At 63.6% G+C, this 22,540-nt stretch carries 19 protein-coding genes; 5 read left to right on the forward strand and 14 right to left on the reverse strand.

Annotated elements, in window-relative coordinates; genetic code table 11:
• Positions 1–112: 112 nt before the first annotated feature.
• A complete protein-coding gene (atpC, locus tag ACAty_RS07145; RefSeq protein WP_226047622.1) occupies positions 113–631 on the reverse strand; it encodes an ATP synthase F1 subunit epsilon in 519 nt (172 codons plus the stop codon).
• On the reverse strand, positions 624–2,648 hold the full coding sequence (gene ligA, locus ACAty_RS07150; protein WP_081254395.1) for an NAD-dependent DNA ligase LigA: 2,025 nt from the start codon (positions 2,646–2,648) through the stop codon (positions 624–626). Before ligA ends, atpC begins: the two co-directional genes overlap by 8 nt.
• Positions 2,649–2,743: 95 nt before the next feature.
• Here ligA and ACAty_RS07155 point away from each other — a divergent pair, with 95 nt between their 5' ends.
• Positions 2,744–3,433: a histidinol-phosphatase gene (locus ACAty_RS07155; protein ID WP_004872308.1), complete on the forward strand. Its 690-nt coding sequence runs from the start codon at positions 2,744–2,746 to the stop codon at positions 3,431–3,433.
• Between the two features lie 22 nt (positions 3,434–3,455).
• Here the strand turns inward: ACAty_RS07155 and smc are convergent, their stop codons facing one another.
• On the reverse strand, positions 3,456–6,920 hold the full coding sequence (gene smc / locus ACAty_RS07160; RefSeq protein ID WP_004872309.1) for a chromosome segregation protein SMC: 3,465 nt from the start codon (positions 6,918–6,920) through the stop codon (positions 3,456–3,458).
• Positions 6,921–6,979: 59 nt separating this feature from the next.
• On the opposite strand from smc, the gene queF reads away from it, so the two are divergent.
• The gene (gene queF, locus ACAty_RS07165) at positions 6,980–7,405 is read left to right on the forward strand and encodes a preQ(1) synthase (RefSeq protein ID WP_004872311.1); all 426 of its coding nucleotides are present in this window, start codon (positions 6,980–6,982) and stop codon (positions 7,403–7,405) included.
• Between the two features lie 40 nt (positions 7,406–7,445).
• Here the strand turns inward: queF and ACAty_RS07170 are convergent, their stop codons facing one another.
• The 9 genes from ACAty_RS07170 to ACAty_RS07210 all read right to left on the reverse strand — a co-directional run bounded on the left by ACAty_RS07170 (position 7,446) and on the right by ACAty_RS07210 (position 15,755).
• Positions 7,446–8,696, reverse strand: a complete 1,251-nt coding sequence (locus ACAty_RS07170) for an NAD(P)/FAD-dependent oxidoreductase (RefSeq protein WP_004872312.1) — start codon at positions 8,694–8,696, stop codon at positions 7,446–7,448.
• A 62-nt stretch (positions 8,697–8,758) separates the two neighbouring features.
• Positions 8,759–9,475 carry an endonuclease III domain-containing protein gene (locus tag ACAty_RS07175; RefSeq protein ID WP_004872315.1) on the reverse strand — a complete coding sequence of 239 codons (717 nt, stop codon included), beginning with the start codon at positions 9,473–9,475 and terminating at the stop codon, positions 8,759–8,761.
• Positions 9,468–10,334, reverse strand: coding sequence for a 23S rRNA pseudouridine(2605) synthase RluB (gene rluB / locus ACAty_RS07180; protein WP_004872317.1), 867 nt, complete (start codon positions 10,332–10,334; stop codon positions 9,468–9,470). The genes ACAty_RS07175 and rluB overlap by 8 nt, the downstream gene beginning before the upstream one ends.
• 80 nt (positions 10,335–10,414) lie before the next feature.
• A complete protein-coding gene (locus ACAty_RS07185; RefSeq protein ID WP_004872318.1) occupies positions 10,415–11,722 on the reverse strand; it encodes an NAD(P)/FAD-dependent oxidoreductase in 1,308 nt (435 codons plus the stop codon).
• Between the two features lie 157 nt (positions 11,723–11,879).
• Complete coding sequence (gene scpB, locus ACAty_RS07190; protein ID WP_004872320.1) at positions 11,880–12,413, reverse strand: SMC-Scp complex subunit ScpB; 534 nt, start codon at positions 12,411–12,413, stop codon at positions 11,880–11,882.
• A gap of 4 nt (positions 12,414–12,417) precedes the next feature.
• A complete protein-coding gene (locus tag ACAty_RS07195) occupies positions 12,418–13,230 on the reverse strand; it encodes a segregation and condensation protein A (protein ID WP_004872321.1) in 813 nt (270 codons plus the stop codon).
• On the reverse strand, positions 13,214–14,428 hold the full coding sequence (locus ACAty_RS07200; protein WP_004872322.1) for a tryptophan--tRNA ligase: 1,215 nt from the start codon (positions 14,426–14,428) through the stop codon (positions 13,214–13,216). Before ACAty_RS07200 ends, ACAty_RS07195 begins: the two co-directional genes overlap by 17 nt.
• Positions 14,425–15,087: a site-2 protease family protein gene (locus tag ACAty_RS07205; RefSeq protein ID WP_004872323.1), complete on the reverse strand. Its 663-nt coding sequence runs from the start codon at positions 15,085–15,087 to the stop codon at positions 14,425–14,427. Before ACAty_RS07205 ends, ACAty_RS07200 begins: the two co-directional genes overlap by 4 nt.
• Positions 15,088–15,119: 32 nt before the next feature.
• On the reverse strand, positions 15,120–15,755 hold the full coding sequence (locus ACAty_RS07210; RefSeq protein WP_004872324.1) for an L-threonylcarbamoyladenylate synthase: 636 nt from the start codon (positions 15,753–15,755) through the stop codon (positions 15,120–15,122).
• Between the two features lie 46 nt (positions 15,756–15,801).
• Here ACAty_RS07210 and ACAty_RS07215 point away from each other — a divergent pair, with 46 nt between their 5' ends.
• The 3 genes from ACAty_RS07215 (at position 15,802) to ACAty_RS07225 (ending at position 19,652) form a co-directional block, all read left to right on the forward strand.
• Complete coding sequence (locus tag ACAty_RS07215) at positions 15,802–16,461, forward strand: 7-cyano-7-deazaguanine synthase (protein ID WP_014003007.1); 660 nt, start codon at positions 15,802–15,804, stop codon at positions 16,459–16,461.
• A 25-nt stretch (positions 16,462–16,486) separates the two neighbouring features.
• Entirely contained in the window at positions 16,487–17,311 is an 825-nt protein-coding gene (locus ACAty_RS07220; RefSeq protein WP_004872326.1) for a ferritin-like domain-containing protein, read from the forward strand.
• A 76-nt stretch (positions 17,312–17,387) separates the two neighbouring features.
• Complete coding sequence (locus ACAty_RS07225; protein ID WP_004872327.1) at positions 17,388–19,652, forward strand: mechanosensitive ion channel family protein; 2,265 nt, start codon at positions 17,388–17,390, stop codon at positions 19,650–19,652.
• Here ACAty_RS07225 and proB read toward each other — a convergent pair.
• Both proB and ACAty_RS07235 read right to left on the reverse strand, forming a co-directional pair.
• A complete protein-coding gene (proB, locus tag ACAty_RS07230; protein ID WP_004872328.1) occupies positions 19,628–20,896 on the reverse strand; it encodes a glutamate 5-kinase in 1,269 nt (422 codons plus the stop codon). The two genes, ACAty_RS07225 and proB, sit on opposite strands and share 25 nt — an antisense overlap.
• Positions 20,893–22,497, reverse strand: a complete 1,605-nt coding sequence (locus tag ACAty_RS07235; protein WP_004872329.1) for an APC family permease — start codon at positions 22,495–22,497, stop codon at positions 20,893–20,895. Before ACAty_RS07235 ends, proB begins: the two co-directional genes overlap by 4 nt.
• Positions 22,498–22,540: the final 43 nt, after the last annotated feature.

Here is a 22,540-nt window from a genome sequence, read left to right on the forward strand (position 1 = left end):
AATTGGCAAGCTTGCGTCGGGAAAGATTGACGAGTTGGGAGATACACAACGGATATTATCATCCGGTCGGAATAAAAAGGATTCGCCAGCGCACCAAAAATCGGCGCGAAAATCAGTCCTCCAGGGCCTCGACGTGGATCTTCGGTGCCGCTTGCGGTGCAGGACGCTGCCAGTCGTAATATTGCACTTTACCTTCCTGCGCCATTGCCCGATAACGCTCGAAGGCCCCAAGCTTGGCGAGTTCCCGTTGCAGCTCCAGCTCGGCCTTGGCGAAATCCATTTCCGAATGGCCGCGATGATCCTTGAGCGCCCGTTGGGCTGCGGCAATGCGGCTTTCGCTGAGCTTGGGGTCGATATCCGTGACGCGCAGGCTGTTGTCGGCCAGCACCGTAACGACAGCGGGCTGGACCTCAACCATGCCGCCCTCCAGGAAAAGGATCTGGGGGTGTCCTTCCACAGGCGTTATGCGTAACTCTCCAGCCCGCAAAATACTGATCAGCGGGGCGTGTCCCGGCAGGATACCCAGTTCGCCGAGCATCCCGGGAACCACGACGAACTCCACGAGTCCCGTGAATACCTCGCCGTGTACATCGGCCACATTCAAGCGCATGCTGCGCTTTCCACTAGACATCCTCTCCTCCTTCGGCCAGCAGTGCCAGGAATGCCGCCTCGTCCAACTGGGGAATACCGAGAGCTTGCGCCTTGGCCAGCTTGCTGCCGGGTGCCTCGCCCACGATCACATAGTCCACCTGTGCCGAAACTGCCGATACGACCTTGCCACCTGCGGCCTCTATCTTCTCCTTGGCCGCCTCGCGGCTCAAGTGGGGAAGACTGCCCGTCAACACGAGACGCTTGCCCTGGAGCACGCCGCCTTCCCTTTTTCGGACCTTGGGCCAATGCACTCCCGCAGCCAGCAGGGCCTGAATGACCTCACGGTTGTGCGTCTGGGCAAAGAAATGGAGGATGGCTTCGGCAACCACCGGCCCAACATCGGGAACTTCCTGGAGATCTTCGGCGGACACGGCCATGAGCGTCTCCAGATCACCAAAATGCTGCGCCAGGGCCTTGGCGGTACTCTCGCCCACCTGGTGTATCCCCAGCGCGTAGAGGAATCTGGCAAATTCCGTCTGGCGTGAGCCGGCAATCTCGTCCAGCAGCTTCTGCGCCGATCGGTCACCCATGCGTGGCAAGGCCAGCAAGGTATCCCTGTCCAAATGGTAGAGGTCCGCCACGGTTTTCACGAGCCCCTGCGCCACGAGTTGGGCGACCAGTTTTTCTCCGAGCCCGCGGATATCCATGGCGCGGCGCGAGGCAAAGTGGAGAATGGCGCCCATGCGTTGGGCCGGACAATAGAGACCGCCGGTGCAGCGATGCGCTACCTCATTGGGCAGACGCAGAATTTCCGACCCACAGACGGGGCAGCGGGTGGGCATGCGCCAGGGCTGGCTGGCGGCGGGCCGCCGATCGCGCAGCACCGTGACGATTTCGGGAATGACGTCGCCGGCACGGCGTACCAGGACCGTGTCCCCTACCCGAACATCCTTGCGCCGGACCTCGTCTTCATTGTGCAGGCTGGCGCGACTGACCATCACCCCAGCCACCGATACCGGTTGCAGCTGCGCCACCGGCGTCACCACGCCCGTGCGTCCCACCGACGCGACGATATCCTCCACCAGGGTGCTGGCCTCGTGGGCTGGGAACTTCCAGGCGATGGCCCAGCGCGGCGCCCGCGCCGTGAAACCGAGACGCTCCCGCAGGGCCAGATCATCCACCTTGAATACCAGGCCATCGATCTCGAAGGGCATGCTTTCCCGTCGCGCGGCAAGGTCCGCGTGATACGCCAGGGCCTCGTCCAGGCCGTGGATGGGACGCAGGAATTCCGTCACGGAAAAACCCCAGGTCGCAAAACGTTGCAGGATGTGGACGTGGCTATCCCCCAGCGGTTCTGAGCACTCACCAAAACCCCAGGGGAAAAAGGCCAGGGGACGCCTTGCCGTTATTCGCGGATCCAGCTGGCGCAGGCTTCCCGCGGCAGCGTTGCGCGGGTTGGCAAAGGGCGCCTCGCCGCGGCGCTCGCGCTCGCGATTGAGCCGGCGAAAGGCGGCCACGGGCAAGACTACCTCGCCGCGCAGTTCGATGAGTTCTGGCCAGCCCGAACCCTGGAGTTGAAGCGGAACGTTGTGAATGGTTCGGACGTTATGGGTGACATCTTCACCCTCCACACCGTCTCCGCGGGTGCCGGCCCGCACCAGTCTGCCTCCCTCGTAGCGCAGATTGACAGAGAGGCCGTCGAATTTGGGTTCACCGCTCAAGACCGGGTTGGAGACCTCGGGCAGCGCCCGGCGCAGACGCTCCCACCAGTCCCTAAATTCCTCCTCAGAGAAAACGTTATCGAGGGAGGTCATGGGAATACGGTAGTGCACCGCCCCGAAGGCCGATACCGGGGCTGCCCCTACCCGTTGCGTCGGCGAGTCGGCCACACGCAATTCCGGATGCGCATCCTCCAACGCACGCAGCTCGCGAAGCAGGGCATCGTACTCGGCGTCGCTCATCACCGGTGCGTCGTCGCGGTAATACGCGCGATTCGCAGCCTCCAGCAGCACACGCAATTCCTGCGCGCGCGCCCGTGGGTCGGTCGAAGCGGTCATGATCGGGTCCGTGGCGGCAGGGAACACATGCCATCAGCATAGCGCAAAGGACTTTTACGGTATAATGCCCGCGGCACCTGCCCTTAGGAGACTGCATGGCACTGGCTTTGTTTGACCTGGACAATACCCTGCTCGCCGGCGATTCGGATCACGCCTGGCTCGAATTCCTCAGCGAACAGGGTGTCGTGGATGGCGATACCCTGCGCGAGGCCAACGACCGCTACTACCGGGCGTATCTAAACGGTACCCTGGACATCGAAGCCTTTCTGTCCTTTGTCCTGGCGCCCCTGGCCGAGCATCCGCGCGAGCGCCTGGAGACCTGGCACCGCCAGTACATGGAGGCGCGGATCGCGCCCATGATCACCGATGCAGCACGCGCCCTGGTGGAAAAACACCGTGAGGCTGGCGACACCCTCCTCATCATCACCGCCACCAATCGCTTCGTGACGGGTCCCATTGCCGCAGCCCTGGGGGTACCGGAACTCTTGGCTACCGAAGTGGAGACCGACGCCCATGGTGCCTTTACCGGTCGCAGCCGCGGGGTGCCCTGCTTTCGCGAGGGTAAGGTCCAACGCCTTGCGCAGTGGCTGGACGAACGCGGCTGGGATTGGCACGAGAGCATGGCACAGGCCACCTTTTACAGCGATTCCCACAACGATCTGCCCTTGCTGGAAGCTGTGGCGCAGCCCGTGGCCGTGGATCCGGACCCGGAGCTGCAGACCATTGCCCAGCGCCGCGGCTGGCCGATCCTCCATCTGCACGGTGCCTGCCGGCCCGCGGTCTGAACCGCGACGCAAAGCCCCACCCCTACGGGTGCCGGGCTTGCTGCGCCAGTACCTCGGCCACGCTCACCGGCACCACCCGCGATATGCCGGGATCGGGCATGGTCACCCCCAGCAGTTGCGCCGCCACCTGCAGCGTCAGGTGGCGGTGGCTGACCACCAGAAACTGCGTCTGCTGCGCAAGTTCCGTCAAGAGTGCGCAGAAACGTCCGACATTGGCGTCATCCAAGGGCGCATCCACCTCATCGAGGACGCAAAAAGGTGCCGGATTCAGAGCGAAGAGGGCGAAAACCAGGGCCAGCGCCGTCAGCGCCTTCTCACCCCCGGAAAGCTGCTGCAGGTGGGCATTGCGCTTGCCCGGCGGGCGCGCGCGCAGGAGCAGGCCAGCCAGCAGAGGGTCATCTCCGTCCAGCTGCAGCTCCGCTTCCCCTCCGCCGAAAAGGGTGGCAAAAATTCGCTGCAGGTGTCCGTTGGCCTGCTGCAAGGTATCCTGAAAACGCGCACTGGTTTCGCTGTCCATGGCGGCCATGGCGCTCTCCAGAGCGGCCAGCGCCGTCTCCACGTCGGTAATCTGGGCGGCGAGATCACCGCTACGCGCCTCGGCTTCACGCAGCTCTTCCTCCGCAGCGAGGTTGACGTTGCCCAGGGCGGCAATGGCGCCTTCGATCCGGCCCAGCTCTGCTTCGGCGCTGACGCCCTCGGGGGCGGCGCCCGGATCGTGGCCCAGTTCGTTGGCCAGCTTAGCGGCTTCAGCCGCTAGCGCCTGCAACTGCGCTTCCAGCGTCTCACGCTCGACTCGCGCCGCCGCCAATCCCTGCTCCAGACGGCGCAGCGCGTTGTCGCGGCGCTGAATCTCGCTCTGGGACAGACGCCAGCTTTCCTCCACCGCATCGAGCTCAGCCTGTGCCGCCTGCACGCGCTTGCGGTTCTCGGCACGACCCTGCTCCAGCAGCGCAAGGCGCTCCTTCAGGGGCGGGAGTTTTTTCTGACGCTTTTCGAGATCCTCCGTCAGGTGCGCCAGCGTGCGTTGCAGCTCTGCCTCTTCCGCTTCCCACTCACGTAAGCGCTCCTCGACCGCCGCACGCTGCGCGCCAAGGCGCTCCTTTTCCAGCGCCAGGGCCTGCTGTTGCTGGCGCAGACGGCCCAACAGACTGCGCTGCTGCGCCTGTCGCGCGCGCAGGGCATCTTCCTCCCGACGCAGGCGCTGCTCCCCATCCTCCGTCGGCGCATTGCGACGAAGTTGTTCGAGTTGCTCATCGACGGCGGCCAACTCCGCACTCAGGGTCGTCCGCTCAGACCGCAGACGGGCGAGGTTTGCCTCTGCCTGGCGCTGGGCTTCTTGCTCTGCCTGCACCCGACTGCGTAGGCTGGCCAGCCGTTCCCGTAGGGCGAGTTCGGCCTGCTGTCCCTTGCGTTCTGCCTGTACACAGCGCTGGCGTTCTTGCAGGCGAGCGGCGACGCGCTGCTCCAGCGTCACCAGCTCGCGCTGCAGATCCTCGAGCGCGGTTGTCGCAACGCTTTCTTCGCGCTGCACTAGCTCGAGCTCACGCCGACACTGCAACAAGCTCGTCTCCCCGCTTCCCTCGGCTGGACTGAAGGCTTGGGGGCGCAGAATCTGTCCCGCTGGCGTGATCCAGGCCTCATCGTGGCTGAGCTCGTGTCGCCGGGCCCAGGCTTCGGTAATGTCGCTGGCGCAGCGCAGGCCCCACAGCCATTGGTGGAGGGCAGCGCGCCAGGATTCCGGAATGGTCAGTCGCGCGAGGAGGGCATCTTCCCTGGACCCCGTCGCCGTGCCCAGATCGGCATCGGTATCGGCGAGGATCCAGGGATGCTCCCAGTCGACATCACGGACAGCATCGTCCGCCGCCCGCAGCCGAGCCCCCAGCAGCGGCCCCAGTATGCGCTCCACGGCAAACTCCCATGGTGGGTCCACGCGCAGATGCTCCAAGAGTCCCGTGCCCGGTCGCGCTGGCGTTGGCAGACGCGCCAGGAGACCGGACTGTAGACGCTCCAGGGCCTGGCGTCGGGCGCGCAGTTCCTGCTGGCGGGCACGCTGCTGCCCATGCTGTGCACGGCGGGCCTCCAGCTGCTCCTGATCGGCTTCCAATGCAGCGCTGGCCTCGGCGAGCTCTACGGCTTGTTGCCGCCGTTGCGCCTCGAGCTCCGCCCAGGCAGTCTCCGCGGCGCTCAGCTCCGCCGCTGCCGAGGAATCAGGACGCGGCTCCAATTCCCCGATCCGTCGATGCAGGGCATCCAGGCGAGACGCCAGTTCCCGACGCCGCGCCGTTGCCACTTCACGCTCGCGGCGAGCGTCGGCACGGCGCTCCCGTTCCGCCGCCAGTTTGCGCGCGCTCTCCTCCAGCTCCGTTTCCGTCTGCCGTAAACCGGCGCGGCAGGTCTCGAGTTCGGTGGCAAGGCGCTCTTCTTCGTGGTCGATGGAGGCACAACGGGCTTCGGCTTCCTGGGCCGTGGCCTTGCGCCGGACACTATCCTCGTGCAAGTCGTGCAAGCGTCCCCGTTGCCTCTGCAGGGCCGCCTCCGTCTCCCGGCAACGCTCCTCCTCGTGGCGGAGTTCCTGGGCCAGCGTCGACTCCTCGGCCTGCAGGCGATAAAGCGCTTCCTGCGCCTGGCGCAGATCTTCGCTGCAGTTCTGACGCCGCTCTTGCAGGCCCTCCTGTTGGCGGGACAGTTGGGCAAGCTCCCGCTGCAGGGTAGCTGCCTGCTCTTCCTGACGGCTCATCCGCTGGCAGAGACGCTCGTGCGCCACCGAGGCACCCTCGAGCCTTGCCAGCAACTGCCACCACCGCCAGCGCCTCTGTTCCTGCCACAAGGCCCGCAAACTCCGAGCGGACTCTGCCTGACGCTGCAGGACGGCAATGCGCTCGCCGAGCCCTCCGTGGAGATCGTACAGGCGCTGCAGGTGCTCGCCGGTCTCCTGGATACGTTGCTGACTTTCCCTTCGCCGTTCCTTATACCGGCTGACCCCCGCCGCCTCTTCGAGAATGGCGCGCAGCTCTTCGGGGCGCGCCTCGACGATTCGGCCGATGGTTCCCTGCTCGATGATGGCGTAGGCATTGCTGCCCAGGCCCGTACCCAGGAAGAGATCGGCAACGTCGCGGCGGCGACAACGGGCATCGTTGATACGGTACTGACTATCACCGTCGCGGCTCAGACGCCTTCCCACACGAATCTCCGGAACCGGCGTCCAGGGTGCCGGCGCCTTGGCGGCGCTATTGTCAAAGGTCAGTTCCACCATCGCCTCGCTGGCGGTGGCGCGGCCATCGGCGCCATTGGAGATGACATCCACCATCTGCGCGCCCCGCAGTTGCCGGGCTGAGGACTCCCCCAGCACCCAGCGGATGGCGTCGACGATATTGGACTTGCCGCAGCCGTTGGGTCCGACGATGACCACCGGATTGGCTTCCAGCCGGATCTGGGTGCGTTCGCGAAAGGATTTGAAGCCGTGCAGACGAATGGCGGAAAGGCGCATGGGCGCAGGTTTTTGCTATAGTGGTGGGTTACTGGAGGCTGCATATTGAGGAGAAGTCCGTGCCCAGTCAACCGAGTCGCGAGCTACAGCATTTTGCCAATCCCCACCCCGGGCGGGATTTTCTCATTCACATGGATCTGCCGGAGTTCACCTGTCTCTGCCCGCTGACGGGTCAGCCGGATTTCGCCCACTTCCTGTTGGACTACATTCCCGACGAACGCTGTGTCGAACTCAAGGCGCTGAAAGTCTATCTGTGGAGCTTTCGCGATGAGGGCGGATTTCACGAGGCCATGACCAATCGCATTGCCGACGACCTCATCCGCCTCCTGTCCCCTCGCTATCTGCGGCTGTTGGGACGCTGGTACGTGCGCGGCGGCATCAGTACCGACGTGCTCGTGGAGCATCGCGCTCCCGGCTGGGACAATGCCGCCCTGCTGCAGCAGCTGGGCCCGGCCAGCTTCACCCGGCATCAGCCCGGCTACTAAGGATCTGTGCAACCGCCAGCGACGGCGCCGAGCCGTCGGGTCAACGCGAAAAACGCGCTGGCGCGTAGGGCGTGGGATCGGTGAAGGGCGCCTCACCTCCCATGAGCTGAGCCAACAGGCGACCCGTCGTTGGGCCGAGGGTGAGTCCCTGGTGGCAGTGTCCAAAATTGAGCCAGAGCCCGCTACCCTTGGGGAAAGGCCCGACGATGGGCAGCATGTCGGCGGTGCAGGGCCTTTGTCCGAGCCAGGGTGCCGGGTCCAGGCGCGCTCCCAGGGCGGGATAGAGTCGTCTTGCCGCCGTCTCGGCGCGATCCAGGGCAATGGGGGACGCTGGCGCATCCCTGGGTGCGAACTCGGCGCCCGTGGTCAGGCGCAGCCCCTGGCGCATGGGCGCCAGGACATAACCGGCATCGGCATCCAGCAAGGCCATGGCGGGCTCGGCAGGCGCCGTCGGTGCGTAATGCATGTGATAACCGCGCTTGACGAAAACGCTCGGATGCCAGCCCAGACCCTGGGTGAGGTCGGGCGTCCAGGCGCCCAGGGTCAATATCACATGGGCTGCCGTCAGACGCTCCCGCGCGCCGAGCAAACACCAGCCCTGGCCTTCCGCTTCCAGCGCTGTGGCGGCAAAAGTACGGAATTCGCCGCCCTGGGCCAGAAAATAATCCAGATAGGCCAAGGTCAAGGCATGGGGATCAATTACCGCCAAGGGCTGCTGCCAGTGGATTCCGCCCGCCAGCCCCGCTTGCAAACCCGGTACGCGGGCCTGCAGTCCGGCATCGTCCAGAACGGTGTACTCCACACCAAAGTGTTCCTCTTTGTAGCGTGCCGCCTCGAGCTCGGCTTCCAGGCTGTGGCGATGTCTGTGCACCTGAAGATAGCCGCCGGGACGGAACAGGTGAGTGGCCCCGGCCAAGGCCGCCACGGCCAGATGATCCTCCAGACAGTGGCCGATGAGCGCCGCGTAGTGGCGGGCAATCTGGCGATGGCGCTCGGGCTGCGAATTCCACCAGTACTTCCAGAAGGGAAAGCCCAATCGCGGCAGCATGCTGCTCTGGTAACGCACTTCCGTCGCCCGGTTGCTCGCATAGTGCAGGATGGTCCCGAGGGCGCGGGGAAAAGCGTGAGGGAACACCGCCTCGCGCTGGATGAGACCGGCGTTGCCAAAAGAGGTGCGCTCGCCAGCACCCTGGCGGTCCAGCAACAATACCTGCCATCCGCGCAGCTGTAGCTGCAGGGCGGTACTGACCCCGACAATTCCCGCGCCAACGACGATGACTTCACGACTCATCTGGAATCTCCCCGAACGCCTGCTTTCAGTCTAGCCAAAGACCTGCGCCATGCGCTCTCATTTCAGTGCTCTGGCGATCCTACCCGGTCGCCCGCACGATGATGCGCCCCGCTGGTCACCACGCTACCGTGACGACAATCCCGAAGCAGTGGACAGTCCGCGCAGACGGGACGACTGCGGCAGTAGGTTTTACCGTGTACGACGATGAGGGCGTGCAGCTCTTGGCGCCCACGGACGTCGTTACGACGCAACTGCGCTTCCATACGACTTTGCAAAGCGGCGTAGGACACGCGGGCGTCTGCCCAACCCAGACGTTGGGCCAGACGCTTGGTGTAGGCATCCACCACGCTTATGGGGCGTTGCAGGGCATACAGCAGGATGGAATCGGCCGTCTCCTCGCCCACGCCGTAGACACCCAGGAGTTTGCGGCGCAGGGTGGTGAGATCGTCCCGAGCGCCGAGGTGCTCGGGCCGCCCGAGGCAGCCTTCACGCTGCAGAAAGGCGCAGAGGGCAAGGAGGCGACGGGTCTTGAGGCGATAATAACCGGTACAGCGGAGCAGGGGCTCCAGCACCTCGGGCGGCGTGTGCAGCAAAGCCTTTCCATCCAGGAGCTGGGCCTTGCGCAAGCCAGCGATGGCCTTTTCCACCTGGGTCCAGCTGGTATTCTGGGTGAGGATGGCGCCCACCATGACCTCAAAGGGGCTATCCGCAGGCCACCAATGCTGCGGACCAAAGGCCTGCTGGAGCCGCGCGAGGAGCTCCCGCCAATCCTCAGGCATGCCCGGAACGAGGCCCTCCCTTGCCCCGCTGAAGTTCGGTGCGCAGTCCGTGCCGATGCTGGCGTGATCTGTTGGGCCTGCGATCCTCTGGCCCATGCTCTGCTGCTGCAGTCGCCTGGGGATCCGACCATTGGACGGCGTCCAGCAGAACGCTGCGCTCCGCATCGCTCAATTCTTCAAAGTAGCCCAGCTTCAGATGTCGGGGCATGTCGATGGGGCCGTAACGGATGCGAATCAAGCGGCTGACACTGAGATGGACGGCCGCCAACAGTCGCCGGACCTCGCGATTGCGCCCCTCGGCAAGGCTCACGTGATACCAGCGGTTGCTCCCCTCGCCGCCGGCCTCCTCGATGGCCAAGAAACGCGCAGGGCCATCCTCCAGTTCTACCCCCGCCAAAAGCGCTGCCTTCTGCTCATCGCTCAGGCTGCCGAGGACACGCACGGCATAGACCCGCTCGAGTTCCGCCCGTGGGTGCATGAGGGCATTGGCCAGGTCGCCATCGTTGGTAAAGAGCAGCAGCCCCTCGGTGTTGAGATCCAGCCGACCCACCGCTACCCAGCGGCTTCCTCGCAGGCGCGGCAGACGATCGAATACCGTCGGACGACCTTCGGGGTCCTGCCGCGTGGCCAGCTCCCCCGCGGGCTTATGGTAGCGCAGGACGCGCAGGCGCGGCCGTACCCAAGACGGCACCCGCAGGGGTTTACCGTCCACGGAGAGACGATCCCGGCTGGTGACGCGGTCACCGATGGTCGCCGGGCGATCGTTGATCTGCACCCGCCCGGCGCGAATCCACGCTTCCATCTGCCGCCGTGAGCCCAGACCGTGGCGCGCCAGGACCTTTTGCAGTTTTTCGTCCACCCATCGCTCCTAAAAAGCTGAAGGCCCCGCCGCGAGGCGAGGCCCGAGTGCTGCCCGAGGGTATAGCGACCAGTGCCTCCTCAGGAGGCCTTGCGCTGCTCCATCGGTTCTTCCTTGAGACGGGTGATGCCCATCATCTTGAACAGCACCTTTTCGTAGAAAGGCTCGGACACACCCATCTTCATCTTGCGGATGAAGTACTTCTCGAAGGCCACCTTGGCCAGATGCACCCAGCGTCCGTAAGCAAAGACATCCACCTTGCGGGGTTTGAGCTGGGGCAGAGCAACGAAGGCGGCACCGCGGTCACCCATGTCGGCAAAGCACACGGCGTTCCAGGTGCCCATGGTGCGCTCGCCCTTGCGCCCCTCCATATCCGCCTTGATGTTGTGCACTGCCGCCGAGACCATGGACTCGATCATGTAGCCGGTCTTGGGCGCCCCGGTGGGTACTGGAGTCTGCTCCACGGGCGGGATGGCAATGGCGATGCCGGCCGCGTAGATGTTGGGATACTTCTTGCTGCGCTGATTCTCGTCCACCAGCACGAAACCACCCGGGTTGCACAGACCTTCCACACCCGCCACGGCCGGTACGCCCTTGAAGGCCGGGATCATCATGCCGAACTTGACGGGCAGGGTGAACTCCTTGACCGTCTCGCCCTGATCGTTGACCTGGGTGATGTACATCTGGCCGTTTTCGACCTTGGTTACCTTGCAGTTGGTGTACGCCGTGATGCCCTCTTCTTCCAGGCCGCGCGTCAGGATGCCGCGAGAGTCGCCAACGCCCTGGATGCCCAGATGGCCGATGTACGGCTCGCTGGTCACGAAGGAGAAGGAGGGAATCTTGTCGCGCATGCCACGCTTCTTGAGGTCGGACGCGACGATCATCGCATACTCGTAGGCCGGTCCGAAACAGCTGGCGCCGGGCATGGCACCGATGACGATGGGGCCGGGATTGTCCAAAAGCTCCTGGTACTTGCCGTAGGCCATTTCGGCGTGGTCGGCGGTACAGACCGACTGCACGGGACCCTCGTGCGGATCGGAACCCGGAACGTTCTCGAAGGCGAGCTTGGGACCGGTGGCGATCAGCAGATAGTCGTAATGGACGCTGCTGCCGTCTGCCAGCTGGATTTCCTGCTTTTCCGCATCGATCTTCTCAGCGCGCTGCGGAATGAAGTGGATACCCTTGCGCTCCACGTAGGGGCGGATCGGAAAAGTGATATCTTCGCGCTTGGACCAGCCCACACCCAGCCAGGGGTTGGAAGGAACGAACTGGAAATAATCGTTGGCACTGATCAGGGTCACCTCATGATCCTTGCCCAAAGCATCCTTCATCTCATAGGCCGCCGGCATGCCGCCAGTTCCCGCCCCCAGAATCACCACGTGTGCCATGTCATGCTCCTCAAAGCGTCGATCGTATCGGTCTTGGGTCGGCAAGCCACCCTGCTCTCCCGCGCCAGTGCCAGGCTCACCCACTTCCCAGCGCAACTATCGCCGAGAGTGTACACAGCGTCAAATCAGATTATTGTTCCAACAACATTATCTTATTTTATGAGTTACTGAGGTTATCCGCAGGCAGAAAATCCGGCGCGACCCTGGGTAAATCGTCCAGCGTATTCAGACCAAAATGGCGCAGGAATCGATTCGTAGTCGCCCACAGCGCCGGACGACCGGGGCTGTCGCGGTGTCCGACCACGGTGATCCAGTCCACCTCCTGCAGTTGCTGCAGGATGGGTGCACCGATACTGACACCGCGCCACTGCTCCATCTCCGGGCGGGTAATGGGTTGGTGATAGGCAATGACCGCCAGAGTTTCCATGGCCGCACGGGAAAGTGGGCGTGCCTCGGTCTGCCGCAGGCGGATGAGCAGGGGGTTGTAGCGGGAACGGATTTGCAGGCGGTAACGCCCGCCCGTCTGCACCAGTTCCAGCGGGCCGAAACCCTCCCTCGCGAGGCTCACCAGGGCTTCGTCAAGCCCGTCGGCCGCATTCTCGGCAAACACCTCCGCCAGCTGGGCGTGCGCGAGTCCACCTTCGCTGGCCAGCAAAAGGGCCAGTACGCCTTCCTGCGAGACCTTCGTCACCGACTCACTCCACCCCACTCACCATCCAGGCGCCCGCTTCGTCGCCGGTATCCCAGAGGAGACGCAGCGCACGTTGGCGCAACAATTCCAGGACGGCAAGCAGCGATAGGCCTACCACCATGGGGTCTGCGGCACCATCCGGGAGCAGCTCGGCCAAGGTCAGCGGTCGCAAGGCCGATCGACAGCGCTGCAGCACTTCCAACATGCGCTGGCGCAGGCTCCAGCGCGGGGGGCGTGGCGTCGCAGCAGCGAGCTCGGTCCGCCCTGCCCGCGTGGCTCCACGGGTCTGCAGATCCGCCCAGCAGCGGCAGAGCTGCTCCAGACTGAGGATGGGTATGGGTGGCGGCAGATCCGCCACGTCGAGATTCTGCGCCAGCCAGAAATCCCGGCCTTCCTGGGGAAGATCGGTCAGGGCGCGGGCTTCCGCCTGGATCTGCGCCAGGGACTGCAAGCGTTGCGCCAGCTCTTCCCGTGGGTCCAGGTCCTCGGCTTGCGTGCTCGAAGGCAGAGCCGGCAGAAGAAGGCGGGCCTTGATCTCCACAAGCCAGGCCGCCATGAGCAGATAGTCCGCTGCGAGGGGCAGGTTGCGCCGTTGCGCCTCTTCCAGATAGGCGAGGTATTGTCGGGTGACCTCTGCCACCGGGATGTCGCGGATGTCCATGCGATTGCGGCGGATGAGCCAGAGCAGCAGATCCAGAGGGCCGGCGAAGCGATCGAGGATGAGTTCCAGGGCATCGGGCGGGATGTAGAGACCCTCGGGGATTTCCACCTCGACGCGCTGATCGACGGTGGCCACGGCACTAGCGGGGATGCTCATCGCCCAAGACCAGCCCCATGGCGGCACGCACGCGGTCCAGGGTCCCCTCGGCTCGCTGGCGTGCCCGGACGGCGCCCTGCTTGGCCAGATCGCGTAATTCCGCAGGCCGCGCCGCCCAAAACTCCGCCCGTTCGCGGATGGGTGCCAACTCTTCCAGAACGCTGTCGATGAGGGGACTCTTGCACTCCAGACAACCAATGCCGGCGCTGCGGCAACCCGCCACGACCCACTCCCGCCTCTGGGCATCGGAGTAGACCTGGTGCAGGGCAAACACCGGGCACTTGTCGGGGTCCCCTGGGTCTTGACGGCGCACCCTGGCAGGGTCCGTGGGCATGGTACGCAGTTTCTGGCGCACACTGTCGGGATCCTCGCGCAGGGCTATGGTATTACCGTAGGATTTACTCATTTTCTGGCCATCCAGGCCCGGCATGCGCGCCGCTTCCGTGAGCAGTGCACGCGGTTCCACCAGTATCTCCCGTCCCCGACCCTGCAGTTCACGCAACAGCAGAGCCCGATCGTCGGCCGACAGACTGCAGGCCTCGGCCAGCAGCGCTTGCGCCTCTTCGACGGCCTGCACATCGCCCGCCGTCCGATAGCGTTGGACCAGATCGCGATAAGCACGCGTCCAGGCCTTGCCCATGCGCTTTTCGGCGTCCGCTACGCGCGCCGGTGCATCGGCCTCGCGTCCGTACAGAAAATTGAAACGCCGCGCCAGCTCCCGACTGATTTCCAGATGCGCCACCTGGTCCGCTCCCACGGGCACCTCCTCGGCCCCGTAGAGCAGGATGTCGGCGGTCATCAGCAGGGGATACCCCAGGAAGCCATAGGTGGCCAGATCCCGCTCGCGCAGTTTTTCCTGTTGATCCTTGAAGGTAGGGACACGCTCCAGCCACGACAACGGTGTGAGCATGCCCAGAAGTAGCGCAAGCTCCGCGTGCTGCGGTACCCAGGATTGCAGGAACAGGGTCGCGCGCTCCGGGTCGATGCCCACTGCCAACCACTCCGTGAGCAGATCCCAGCTGGCCTCGGCAATACCTCCTGGGGTCTCATAGTGGGTGGTCAGGGCGTGCCAATCCGCCACAAAAAAATAGCACTCCGCGCTGTTTTGCAGGCGCAACCAATTTTTCAAGACACCGTGGTAATGACCAAGGTGCAGGCGCCCCGTCGGACGCATGCCCGAGACCACCACGGGACTCACGGCATGCCTCCGAGGTGCAAGAACAGTCCGCGCACGACGACGAAGGCCGGCCCCAATACCGTCCACAGGACACCCGTGAAGAGCAGGACGATGAGGATGAGGAATCCGTAGGGCTCGACCCGGCTCAAGGCCATACTCGGCCCCGCAGGCAGCAGACCGACAGCCACCCGTCCGCCGTCCAGGGGCGGAATGGGTATGAGGTTGAAAAGGAAAAGGACCACGTTGATGAGGATGCCCGCCTGTCCCATGAGCTGCATGGGTTCCGAAAGGTAGGCCAAGGGCCCAGGCAGGTGTGCACCCAGCCAGAGGACAAAGGTCCAGATGAAGGCCATGAGCACATTGGCCAGAGGTCCCGCCAGCGCCACCAGCACCATGTCCCGTTTGGGATCGCGCAGACCGGCAAAATTCACCGGTACCGGTTTGGCATAGCCGAACAGGAAGGGCGAGTGCAGCAGGAGCAGCATGCCCGGCAAAAGGATGGTCCCGAAGGGATCCACATGCTTGAGGGGATTGAGAGTCAGGCGGCCCATGAGCATGGCCGTGGGATCCCCGCGCTTCCAGGCGACCCAGCCATGCGCCACCTCATGAACGGTGATGGCGAATAGTACGGGAATGGCCCAGATGGCGAGACCCCGGATGAAACCGTCGATATCGTTCATGATCCGAGTATATCAGTCCAAAGAAGCGCCACCTATAGCCCGAGGGCCGCGCGCAAGGCGCCACCATCGCCCAGGCCCTCGCGGAGGACCTGCGGTGGCCAGACCGTGCAATCCACCACCGTCGAGCAGACCGTCGAGCCTTCGCCGCCCAGCAGGATACCATCCACCCGTTTTTCCATGCGCGCGCAGATGACTTCGGGGTCGTGCAGAGGCAGGTCATCGCCGGGCAGGTGCAGGGTCGAACTCATGAGCGGTTCGCCGAGCTCCGTCAGGAGTGCCCGGCAGATGGCAGAATCGGGGATACGCGCACCGATACTGCGCCGCTTGCCATCGGCGAGCCGACGCGGGACGTCGTGTGTGGCCGGAAGAATCACGGTATACGGGCCGGGCAATAGGCCCCGCAGCAAACGATAGACACGATCGTCCAGTTTGAGATACTCGCTCAGCTGCGACAGATCCGCAAAAAGGAGGGAAAGGTCGTGCTGGATATCCAATTGCCGGATGTGGCGCAGGCGATCCTGCGCATCCTTGGCCCACAGACAGCAGCCAAGGGCATAACAGCTGTCCGTGGGGTAGATCAGCAATGCACCGCGGCGCAAGGCATCCCCTGCCTGGGCGATCAGGCGGCTTTGCGGGTTCACCGGATGCAGCTGCGTGCAGGGTGCCACGATCTCATTCCTCCCTCGGGGGCGGACCGCCCAAACCGGTGGGGGCATGATAGAACATAGGGCCATTGCCGCGCCACGACCGCCATTGCCGCAACCGGAGCGCTCGCTCCTCCTCTGTAGCGGCGGCGTCGAGAGCTTTACCCTGACCCACGCCTTCGGGACCGATTCCGGGCTGTACCTGTTCTTCCTGGATTACGGCCAGCGCGCCGCCGCCGAGGAGTGGAAACGGGTGCAGAATCTCGCCCGAAACCTGCGGCTGGAGCGGGAGCGCTTTGATCTACGGGACTTTGGTGACGCCGTGGGCAGGCTCCGCCCCCAGCGCTACCACGTGCCGACGCCCCACCGCAACCTACTGGCGGTGGCGGCGGCGGCCAACGTTGCCGAGAGCCTCGGGCGCAATACCGTCGTCCTTGGTACCACCGCCGACGACGGACGGACGGATCGCAATGCCAACCGTGCCTTCCTGTCGGCATTGGCTGCCACCCTGAGTTCCTCGGGTCTGTACCTCGCCTTGCCACTCGCCCAGTACCGCAAGGCGGCGGTGATCCGCCTTGGTCAGGACTTGGGCGTCCCTTGGGAAATGTCGTACAGTTGTATCGTGGGATATGAGGCGCAGTGTGGCCGTTGTCCACAATGCATCCGGAGGCGAGAAGCCTTCCGTGAAGCCGGACTCAGTCACCGCGATGTCGTTTACTCCGGTCATTGAAAACCCCTCACATACAGGAGACTATATGACCCCTGCAACACCGCAACCGCGTTGGTCACTGCAGGATATTTCCTTCGACCACATTCAGAAGGAACGCATCGTGCAGGACCAGGACTGGTTCTACCTGCTCGCCGGTGCCTCCTTTGTCGAATCCTTGGCAGATCTGTACGCCCATAACCTGGTCGCCTACTACGACGATAATCCCTCGGCGCAGCACTGGCTTGGCCGGGAGTGGGAACCCGAAGAACTGCAGCATGGACGTGCTCTGCGTGCCTACGTTCTGGCCGTCTGGCCAGATTTTGACTGGGAGGCGGCCTATGCGGCCTTCGAGCGCGCCTATCGCCCCCTCTGTGCCGATGGTCTTCTGGGGCCGACCAAAGCCCTGGAGATGGCCGCCCGCTGCGTGGTGGAGACGGGTACCTCGAGCTTCTACGGGATGATTCAGGCCGCCAGTCCCGAGCCCGTACTGCGCGATCTGGCAGCCCGCATTCGCGCCGATGAGGTGCACCACTATAAGTATTTCTACCGCTATTTTCGCGAGTACCAGCAGCACGAGCGCCTTTCGCGCTGGCGTCTGTTGCGCGAGCTCCTGCGCCGCATAGCGGAGGTGGATCAGGAAGACGGCTTTCTGGCCATCAAGGCGGCCTACGAGACCCACAACCGCGGTCAGACCTTCAGCCGCGCCGATTTCGATGCCTATCGCCGGCGCATGGGCAACTGGATCCAGCGTTACTACCCCTTTGAAATGGCGGTAAAGATGCTGCTGAAGCCCATGGATCTGCCGCGCTTGCTGCAGCGGGCGGCGGTGCCCTTGCTCACGCGCAAGGCACGCAAGGTGCTGGCGAATTAGGTCCGGTTCCAGCAGGGGCAGGAGTGCCGCCACCGGCTCTCGCTGCGGAGGCAGGCGCAGGTTGTGGGAGAGGGCTGTGAACGCAAGGGGAGTACGAATCGGCATCGGCCTTGCCTGGATCGCCCTGCTCCTGTGGGTGGGTATCACTGCGGTCTACGCTGAGAACGCCCAATTCACCAGCGACAGCCTGGAGCTCAAACGCATTCACGAGTCTCTGGCGCACTCCACCGATCCACGGCAGTTGGGGCCCTGGCGCAACGAGGTGCAGGGAATCATCCATCAGGCCAATGTCTGCATCCAGGAAGAGACTGCGGATCTGGACAACATCGACAAAGGCCTCAAGGTGGTCGGTCCCTTTGTGGCGGGAGAGCCCAAGAGCCTGACCCAGCTGCGAGACAGCCTCCTGCGGCAGCAACGTCGCGCCAGCGGCCGGCAGGCAGCCTGCAAGGTGCTCTATGTCGGTGGCAACGACATTCTCAACAGCATCCACAAAAAGGAACTGGCGCTGCGCACGCGCTACCTCTTCCAGCGCGGCGCCGACATCTTTGGACAGTGGCAAGGATTGCGGGCTCTGCCGGCCAAGGTCTGGGACCAAGAGCGGGATTTTTGGCTGTATCACGACGGTAAGCCGATCCTGGAGCAGAGCCCCGTCCAGGGCGCCCTGGGCGTCGGCCTCGCCTTGTATATCGTGTCTGCCCTGCTGCGCCGGCGCAGTCGCCGTCAGCAACGTCATCTCTATCCCTTGGTCGCGCCTTTTGGACTCGGCCTTCTGGCTTGGTCCTTGGGCGTGTTCTATCCCTTGATGGTCCTGCTCGCGGGCGTCTGGACGAGTTTCATCGTGCTCACCTGGGCGTTCAAGGCACTGCTGCGCCACCTGCAGGGCCTGCCGACGCGGGCGCAGCGGGAGGCCGTTCTGCTGCGCGTGCTCTGGCGACCACTGCGCTTCGTCCTGACCCTGGCGAGCTTCATTGGCCTCTACGAGCTGCTGGATCGGCAGGCAAGCCGGGCCGTTCTCGACAATGTGGCCCTGCTCACGGTATTTCATCTCCTCGTGGCCGTTGCCCTGCTCTGGCTGCTGTGGCGAGCGCGGCGCTTCACTTTTTTTCGCCGGCACGTTCTGTCGCAGTTGCTCCTCGTTCTGTCGATCCTGGCGACGGTCGCCCTGGATCTTCTGGGCTACGTCAATCTGGCAGACTTTCTGTTCTTCGGTCTCAGCGTGTCCGTGGTCAGTCTCCTGCTGGCCCTCATCCTCACCTGGATCGTCGAGGATCTATCCGAGAGCGAAAACGACGACTCTGGCGTCATCGGCGACTTTTTGCGCCGGCGCCTGGGTTTCAGTCCTGCCGAAATCATTCCCTGGGTGACCTGGATCAAGGCTCTGTTGTTTGTGGCCATCTGGCTGGGTGCCCTGATAGCGACCCTCTTTGGCTGGGGCCTCAGTCACAGTGGTCTGGCCCTGGTCTGGCATTACTTCGTGCAGGGGTACACCGTCGGGGGAATGCATGTGGAGCCCTTCCGCTGGCTCATAGCCCTCGCTCTGCTCATCCTGCTTTTCAATATCAATAATTGGTTGCAGCGACAGTTATCCAACCGGTCGCGTCTGTTCCGCCACATGGACGTGGGTTCCCGCCATTCGGTATTGGCCATCCTCCGTTATCTCGGCTTTTTGCTGGCCATACTCGTTGCCCTTTCCACGGCGGGCGTAGCCCTGCACAATCTCGCCATTATCGCCGGTGCCCTTTCCGTCGGCATCGGTTTCGGCCTGCAGAACATCGTCAACAATTTCGTCTCGGGCCTCATCCTGCTCCTGGAACGTCCCATCCGCGTCGGCGACTGGGTCAAGGTGGGTAACACCGAAGGAACGGTGCAACGCTTGAGCATCCGCTATACCCTGATCCTCACCTTCGACCGCACCGAGGTCTTCGTCCCCAATTCCGAACTCATATCCGGTCAGGTCACCAACTGGATGTATTCCAACAGCGTGTTGCGCTTGATGATTCCGCTGCAGATCGACCACGACGCCGATATCGACAGGGTACGCCAGATTCTGGAGGAGGTCGGTCGCAAGCATCCTGAGGTTCTGCAGGAAGATGATCCCCGGGGCCTGCCGCCCACCGCCCTGCTCTTGGACGTCAGCCCCAGCGCCCTGGTGTTTTATCTGCGCGTCTACATCTCCGACTGCAATCGCAGTTTCCTGACCCAGACGGAGCTCCGGGCCATGGCGGTGGAAGCCTTGCACCGCAACGGTATTCGCCTGGCGCACCCGCAGCAGGATGTGCATCTGGTGACCGAAGTTGGCGAACGCGGCACCAATCCCTACTCCGTCGCGCCCCCTTCCTGAGGCTCCTGTCCCGGGTTCGGAACGGAAACTGGCGGCTGGCGGCTGCTCTGTCTGGGCGTCCAATCGCCCGTCGGGTCCGCCAGAACGAGGTTGTCGCGGTGGATGACGACGCTGTCGGCGATGGTGGGGTCCTGCTCCAGTTCCGCGCGGCTATGACCCAGGATGCGGCGCATGACGCTGGCATCCAGATCGATGAGACCGCGGGCGATCTCGCGTCCATCCTGGGCACGACAGGCGACCAAATCGCCGCGATGAAATTCCCCCTCCACCCGCAGCACGCCGACGCTCAGCAGACTTCGCCCCTTCTCCCGGAGGGCGCGCACGGCACCGTCATCCAGAATCAGGCTGCCGGGCACGCGCAGGTGATCCGAGAGCCAGCGTTTACGCGCCTTCAGTACCGGTCGCCGTACCCGGAAGAAGGTACCGATGGCTTTTCCCTCAACCAGTTCGGGGAGGATATCGGGGTGGCGACCGTGGGCGATCACCGTCGCAGTACCCGATCGCGCTGCGCGGGCTGCCGCTTTTACCTTGGCCAGCATGCCTCCCGTTCCAACGCCTGAGCCACCGCCTCCGGCGATGGCCTCGAGGCGCGGGTCGCCAGCCGTCACCTCTGCCAGAAAGCACGCATCGGGATCTCTGCGCGGATCGGCGCTGAAGAGACCATCCTGATCCGTCAGCAGCACCAGAAGGTCGGCATCCAGAAGATTGCAGACCATGGCCGCCAGGGTATCGTTGTCGCCCAGTTGGATGGGTCGGTAGGAAATGGCGTCGTTCTCGTTGACCACCGGCAGTACGTTACGATCCAGGAGCACCCTGAGAATGTTGCGGGCGTTGAGATAGCGCTTGCGGTTGCGCAGCTCGTCGTGGGTAAGGAGCACCTGACCGCAGTGCAGCGGCGGATCTTCAGGGCGAGCCACCTGCTGCAGGATCTTTTCGTAGTGGTGGATAAGAGCGGATTGCCCAACGCTGGCTGCCGCTTGCCGGGAAGCGAGATCGCCGGGTCGCTGACTCCACCCCAGCAGGGCCGTCCCGGCACTCACCGCGCCGGAGGACACTAGCACCACCTCCTTCCCTGCGCGGTGCAGGTGGCGGATCTGCTCCATCCAGCGCGCAATCCAGGCGAGATCCAGACCGGTGCCATCGTTGGTCAGCAGACTGCTGCCGATCTTGACCACCCAGCGCTGGGCCTGGGCCTGCACGTCCGCCCGTGGCGTCGGCACTGCCTCGTGCTGGCGCTGCCTCATGGCGCGCCGACACCTTGGCTACCGAGATTGCGCATGTACAACCGTATGGTGCGATCGGATACGGCACTACGCAGGGCCCAATAGAAGATGATCAGGCTCAACAGCGCCACAATCCCCATATCGGGGAAGAAACCCAGCAAACCGATGCCTTGCAGAGACTTGGGACCAATCCACGCAGCCCCCCAGAGCATCAGGAAGTAGGGAATGATCCACCACATATATTCCCAACCCATCTCCCGCAGCTTGGTCTTGCTTAGCCAGCCCCAGAGCGCATAGACGATGAGTAGGACAAAAAGCGTCCCGAAGATGAAATTGAGCGTATGCAGACCCGACCAAAAGACGATCCAGCTACCGGCGACGAAGGCCAGAGGAGCGATCACGGGCGCCAGCGGCAAGCGAAAGGGTCGCTCCAGATTGGGCATGGCCTTGCGCAGTTGGAGAATGGCGATGGGACCGATGACGTAGGACAGGACCGTCATGGAAGCGATATAACCCACCATCTTCTGCCAGGAAGGAAAAGGCAGAAAAAAGACGGCACCCACGGCATAGAGCAGCAGCAGGCTCGTCCAAGGAACGCCGAAGCGATTGACCTTACTCACCCACTGGGGTGCCGCACCAGATTCGGCCGTGGCGAGGGTCACCCGGGAAGCTGTCGCCGTGTAGATGAGGGCCGTCCCCGCCGGCGACACGAAGGCGTCGACGTAGAGCAGCACCGACAACCACGTTGCCCCAACCGCCGCCGCCAGGGCCGCAAAGGGCCCGTTGATGCCCTTGAACTGGAGATTGGACCAGCCACCCTGTGCCAGATCCGAGGGATGCACGGCGCCGATGAAGGCCACCTGCAGAGCCAGATAAATCAGGGCAACGATGAGCACCGAGCCGATGGTCGCCAAGGGAATGTCGCGGCTGGGATTCTTGCTCTCCCCGGCCAGATCGATGGCATGACGAAAACCCAGGAGGCTGAAAATGACCCCGCCTGTTGCCACCGCCACGAACATCCCCTGAAGATCGGCACCACCATGGCCTTGCTGAATCTGGAAGTTGCCTGGGTGCCAGGCCAAGCTGACCAGGATACCGACGGTCAGCAGCGGTACCACGATCTTCCACCAGGTCGCGCCGTTATTGATGCGCAGCACCCAGCGCACCACCAGAAAGTTGATGCCGATGAACAGCCCCAAAAAGACCAGGGCAATGAGAAATCCCCGCGTACTGAGCAATGCCGTATGCGGCTGCAGAAAAATCGGCAGATAATTGTTGGCATAGGTCAGCAGCGCAGTCACTTCGATGGGTGCAATGGTGGCGTAGGACAGGAAAAGAATCCAGCTCCACATATTGCCGACGATGGGCCCATTACCCACACCGGCCAGATGGATGACCGCGCCTGCCTTGGGAATGAGCGGTCCGAGCTCGGCAAACACCAGGGCAAGCAACAGGATGGCCACGGCGCCGATGATCCAGGAACCCACGGCATAGGGTCCGGCAATTTGTGCCGTATAGAGCGGCCCGAACAACCAACCAGAACCAATGGAGGCTCCCACACAGGCAAGAATCAAACCTTGCAGAGTACCTTCTCGACGAAGATAATTCTTGAGCTTTGCCACAAGATATCCTTATTCTATGAAGGGCTTTTAAGAATGACACGAT

Source organism: Acidithiobacillus caldus ATCC 51756 (assembly GCF_000175575.2).
Taxonomy (GTDB): Bacteria; Pseudomonadota; Gammaproteobacteria; order Acidithiobacillales; family Acidithiobacillaceae; genus Acidithiobacillus_A; species Acidithiobacillus_A caldus.

What these genes read in the sequence shown, in the direction of transcription:
- atpC (WP_226047622.1), bottom strand. Translation starts at nt 631, where the DNA reads ATGTCTAGTGGAAAGCGCAGCATGCGCTTGAATGTGGCCGATGTACAC.
- ligA (WP_081254395.1), bottom strand. Translation starts at nt 2,648, where the DNA reads ATGACCGCTTCGACCGACCCACGGGCGCGCGCGCAGGAATTGCGTGTG.
- ACAty_RS07155 (WP_004872308.1), top strand. Translation starts at nt 2,744, where the DNA reads ATGGCACTGGCTTTGTTTGACCTGGACAATACCCTGCTCGCCGGCGAT.
- smc (WP_004872309.1), bottom strand. Translation starts at nt 6,920, where the DNA reads ATGCGCCTTTCCGCCATTCGTCTGCACGGCTTCAAATCCTTTCGCGAA.
- ACAty_RS07170 (WP_004872312.1), bottom strand. Translation starts at nt 8,696, where the DNA reads ATGAGTCGTGAAGTCATCGTCGTTGGCGCGGGAATTGTCGGGGTCAGT.
- ACAty_RS07175 (WP_004872315.1), bottom strand. Translation starts at nt 9,475, where the DNA reads ATGCCTGAGGATTGGCGGGAGCTCCTCGCGCGGCTCCAGCAGGCCTTT.
- ACAty_RS07185 (WP_004872318.1), bottom strand. Translation starts at nt 11,722, where the DNA reads ATGGCACACGTGGTGATTCTGGGGGCGGGAACTGGCGGCATGCCGGCG.
- ACAty_RS07195 (WP_004872321.1), bottom strand. Translation starts at nt 13,230, where the DNA reads ATGAGCATCCCCGCTAGTGCCGTGGCCACCGTCGATCAGCGCGTCGAG.
- ACAty_RS07205 (WP_004872323.1), bottom strand. Translation starts at nt 15,087, where the DNA reads ATGAACGATATCGACGGTTTCATCCGGGGTCTCGCCATCTGGGCCATT.
- ACAty_RS07215 (WP_014003007.1), top strand. Translation starts at nt 15,802, where the DNA reads ATGATAGAACATAGGGCCATTGCCGCGCCACGACCGCCATTGCCGCAA.
- ACAty_RS07220 (WP_004872326.1), top strand. Translation starts at nt 16,487, where the DNA reads ATGACCCCTGCAACACCGCAACCGCGTTGGTCACTGCAGGATATTTCC.
- proB (WP_004872328.1), bottom strand. Translation starts at nt 20,896, where the DNA reads ATGAGGCAGCGCCAGCACGAGGCAGTGCCGACGCCACGGGCGGACGTG.